This window comes from Mesorhizobium sp. M7A.F.Ca.US.006.04.2.1 (genome assembly GCF_004022915.1).
Taxonomy (GTDB): domain Bacteria; phylum Pseudomonadota; class Alphaproteobacteria; order Rhizobiales; family Rhizobiaceae; genus Mesorhizobium; species Mesorhizobium ciceri.
The window spans coordinates 1-4,171 of record NZ_RZQA01000579.1 but is presented as its reverse complement, the minus strand read 5'-3'; the positions used below and the strand labels follow the sequence as shown (position 1 = coordinate 4,171).

The 4,171-nt window shown below is 64.9% G+C and carries 6 protein-coding genes; all 6 read right to left on the bottom strand.

The annotated features are described in order from the left end of the window. Positions 1-659: thymidine phosphorylase (locus EN925_RS25685; RefSeq protein ID WP_128337024.1), on the bottom strand; the 659-nt coding region annotated here is incomplete at its 3' end. After that, entirely contained in the window at positions 659-1,468 is an 810-nt protein-coding gene (locus tag EN925_RS25680; protein ID WP_024502795.1) for a purine-nucleoside phosphorylase, read from the bottom strand. The genes EN925_RS25685 and EN925_RS25680, both read right to left, overlap by 1 nt. A gap of 30 nt (positions 1,469-1,498) precedes the next feature. Further along, complete coding sequence (gene cdd, locus EN925_RS25675) at positions 1,499-1,891, bottom strand: cytidine deaminase (RefSeq protein WP_013529630.1); 393 nt, start codon at positions 1,889-1,891, stop codon at positions 1,499-1,501. A gap of 55 nt (positions 1,892-1,946) precedes the next feature. Next, complete coding sequence (locus tag EN925_RS25670; RefSeq protein ID WP_024502794.1) at positions 1,947-2,918, bottom strand: ABC transporter permease; 972 nt, start codon at positions 2,916-2,918, stop codon at positions 1,947-1,949. A 1-nt stretch (position 2,919) separates the two neighbouring features. Next, positions 2,920-4,059 (bottom strand): ABC transporter permease, encoded by a 1,140-nt coding sequence (locus EN925_RS25665; protein WP_024502793.1) that lies wholly within the window; start codon positions 4,057-4,059, stop codon positions 2,920-2,922. Next, positions 4,056-4,171 (bottom strand): sugar ABC transporter ATP-binding protein (locus EN925_RS25660; RefSeq protein ID WP_128337023.1); only part of this gene is annotated, 116 nt, incomplete at its 5' end. The genes EN925_RS25660 and EN925_RS25665, both read right to left, overlap by 4 nt.

Here is a 4,171-nt window from a genome sequence, read left to right as displayed (position 1 = left end):
CTGTTGGCGAGTGCGGTGGCGTCGCGCGATTTTTCCATGAAGGCGCCGTTGCCGACCTTGACGTCGAGCACCAGCGATTGCAGCCCGGCCGCCAGCTTCTTCGACAGGATCGAAGCGGTGATCAGCGGCACCGATTCGACCGTGCCGGAGACATCGCGGATCGCATAGAGTCGTCGATCGGCGGGCGCGAGGTCGGCGGTCTGGCCGATGATGGCACAGCCTGTTTCGAGCACCGCCTTGCGAAACAGCGCGACATCGGGCTGGCTGATGTAGCCCGGGATGGCATCCATCTTGTCCAGCGTACCGCCGGTGTGGCCAAGGCCACGGCCCGAGATCATCGGCACATAGGCGCCGCAGGCGGCGACGATCGGCGCCAGCATCAGCGAGACATTGTCACCGACGCCGCCGGTCGAATGCTTGTCGGTGACCGGGCCTGGCAGGTCCGACCAGTCGAGCACATCGCCGGAATCGCGCATCGCCAGCGTCAGCGCCACGGCCTCGTCGCGGTTCATGCCGTTGAAGAACACCGCCATGGCGAAGGCGCCGGCCTGGCCGTCGGTAACGGCGCCTGACGTCACGCCCGCGACGAAGCCGGCGATCTCCTCCTCCGACAGCCTGAGGCCATCGCGCTTGCGGCGGATGATTTCCTGGGGAAGCATCAGATCTCCAGCAGTCCGTCGCGGAACACGCGCTGCAGGATCGTCGCCAGCCGCGCGCCGCCGACCGGCGCCATGTCCTTGGTCTCCTGGTGCGAAAGCTCGGCCCCGGTCATGCCGGCCGCCAGATTGGTGATGACCGAACAGGCGGCGACGCGCAGTCCGAGGAAGCGGGCGAGAATGACCTCCGGTACGGTCGACATGCCGACCGCATTGGCGCCCATGATGCGCGCCATGCGGATTTCGGCCGGCGTTTCGAAGCATGGGCCGGAGAACCACATATAGACGCCCTTGTGCAGGGTGGTGCCGGTCGCTTTTGCCGCCCGCTCGATGGCCTGGCGGATGCCGGCATCATAGGCTTCGGTCAGGCCGACAAAACGCCGGTCGCTTGGTTCGCCGATCAGCGGGTTGGTGCCCGAGAAATTGATGTGGTCCGATATCAGCATCACCGAGCCCGGCGGCATGTCCGGATCGACCGAGCCGGCGGCATTGGTGAGGATCAGTTTCGTGATGCCGATGCCGGCAAGCACTTCCAGCACCGGCCGCATCGCCGCGGCGTTGCCGTGCTCATAGTAATGGGCACGGCCCGACAGCAGCAGCACCGGCACGCCGGCAAACAGCCCTGCCACCACTTCGCCGGCGTGCCCGGTGACACCGCTTCTGGGAAAGCCGGGCAGGTCGGCATAGGAGATGCGGATCGGGTCCTCGATCTGGTCGACCAGACCGCCGAGGCCCGAGCCGAGCACCAGTGCCGTGGCCGGCGCCAGGCCGTCCAGCCTTTCGACGAGATGATCCAGGGCTTTTTCCGTCATCGTTGCCAGCTGTTCATTTGAGCCTGTTGCTCATTTCAAAATATCGCCGCGGAAGCCGTAAGGCAGCATGTCGCCCATGGTCACGGTTTCGGCCACACCCGCATTGTCGCAGAGATAGAGCTTTGTTTCCGGCCGGCAGAATTCGGCAAGCCGCTGGCGGCAGCCGCCGCAAGGCGAGCATTTGGCCATGCGTTCGGCAAGCACGGCGATTTCCACGATCTTGCCGCCGCCGCCCATGATGTAGTGGCCGAGCGCCGTGGTCTCGGCGCACCAGCCTTCCGGATAGGAGGCGACTTCGATGTTGGCGCCGGTAAAGACGCGACCGTCCTCGGTGCGCAGGGCAGCGCCGACCGGAAACTTAGAATAGGGCGCGTAGGCCTTGGCCATGGCGGCCTTGGCGGCCTCGAACAGATCATGCGACATTCAGCGTTCTCTCCGATGATCGTGTTCAAAACCCGGCGCAAAGCCGACCCGTCGCTCAACGTTCCTTGACGTAAGGCACGCCGCCGGCGCGTGGCGGAATGGCCTTGCCGATGAAGCCGGCGAGCAGGATGACGGTGAGGATGTAGGGCAACGCCTGCATGAACTGCGCCGGCACCTTGCCGATGATGGGCAGCGGGGATCCTTGCAGGCGGATCGACGCTGCGTCCAGGAAGCCAAACAGCAGGCAGGCGAACATGGCGTTGACCGGCTTCCACTTGGCGAAGATCAAGGCTGCCAGCGCGATATAGCCCTTGCCGGCAGTCATGTCCTTCACGAAGCCGCCATTTTGCACCATCGACAGGTAGGCGCCGGCAATGCCGGTGAGGATGCCGGTGCAGATCAGCGCCCGGTAGCGCAGCCAGGCGACCGAGATGCCGGCGGTGTCGACGGCGGCCGGGTTCTCGCCGACGGCGCGAAGGCGCAGGCCGAAGCGGGTGCGAAACAGCACCCACCAGGTGAACGGCACCATCAGGAAGGCAAGATAGACCAGGATCGAGTGGCCCGACAGGAGTTCGGCATAGACCGGTCCGATGATCGGCACGTCGCGGATGGCCTCGGCGCCCGGCAAGGTGATGGCCTCGAAGCGCTCGCCCGGTTGCAGCGCCGGCGTGCGCCCGCCCTGCTGGAACCAGGCCTGGCCGAGGATGATGGTTGAGCCGGCGGCGATGAAATTGATCGCCACGCCGGAGACGATCTGGTTGCCGCGATGAGTGATCGAGGCAAAGCCGTGGATCATGGCGAAGGCGACCGAGATCACGACCGCCATGCCGAGGCCGAGAAAGGCCGAATGGAACACGGAAGCTGCGGCCGCACCGGCGAAGGCGCCGACAAGCATCTTGCCTTCGAGGCCGATGTCGAAGATGCCGGCGCGTTCCGAATAGAGCCCGGCGAGGCAAGCAAGCAGCAGCGGCACCGAGAGGCGGATGGTGGAGTCCAGTGTCTGGATGATCGCGTTGAACACATCCATCTCAGGCACCTTTCCCCTTGACCGCTTCCATGCCGACCGATCGCGGACTGAACGAGGCAAACAGCGCCTGGATATAGGGCCGGAACATGTGCTCGAGGGCACCGGCAAACAGGATCACCAGGCCTTGAATGATGACGATCATGTCGCGGCTGATTGCCGGCATCTCGAAGGCGAGTTCGGCGCCGCCCTGGTAGAGCATGCCGAACAGGACCGCCGCCAATACGATGCCGACAGGGTGCAGGCGGCCCATCAGCGCCACGGCGATGCCGACGAAGCCGGCGCCGGAAACGAAGTCGATGGCGACATTGTGCTGATCGCCCATCACCGGATTGAGCGCCATCATGCCGGCCAGTGCGCCCGAGATCATCATGGCGGTGATGATGATGCGGGTTTCGGAAATGCCGGCATAGCGTGCCGCCTTCGGGCTGTGACCGTAGGTGCGCATCTCGTAGCCGAGCTTGGTGCGCCAGATCAGCAGCCAGACCAGGAAGGCCATGACCAGCGCCAGCAGGAAGGTGACGTTGAGCGGCGCCGAACGGATCTTGGCGCCGAACAGCTCGATGATCCAGTTGAGTTTGGGCAGTTCCGCGCCGGCGAGGAAGTTGCGCGTCTGCGGCGCTTGCGAGGCGGCTGGCTTCAACGGGCCGACCAGCAGGTAAACCATGATCGAGGCGGCGATGAAGTTGAACATGATGGTGGTGATGACGATGTGCGAGCCGCGCTTGGCCTGCAGATAGGCCGGGATAAGCGCCCACAATGCGCCCACCGCCGCCGCAGCAATGATCGCCAGCGGGAAGGTCAGCCACCACGGCAGTGTACTGTCGAAGCTCAGGCAGACGATGGCGATGCCAAGGCCGGCGATGTAGGCCTGCCCCTCGGTGCCGATGTTGAACAGGCCGCAATGCGCGGCCACCGCCACCGAAAGCCCGGTGAAGATGAAGGTGGTGGCATAAAACAGGGTGAAGGCGATGCCTGTGCCTTTGCCGAAGGCGCCTTCGACCAGGATGACGGCGGCGCGCAACGGATTCTCACCGACCAGAAGCACGACGAAGCCGGCGACGACGAAGGCGACGAACAGATTGATCAGCGGGATCAGGCCATAGTCGGCCCAGGCCGGCAGTTTGGCGTAAGGCGTGCTCAAAGTGCTGCCTCCTGGTGCTCGATGCCGGCCATCAGCAGGCCGAGCTCGCCCTCGGTCGCTTCGGAGCCGCGCTCGCCGACGATGCGGCCGGCAAACATCACCAGGATACGGT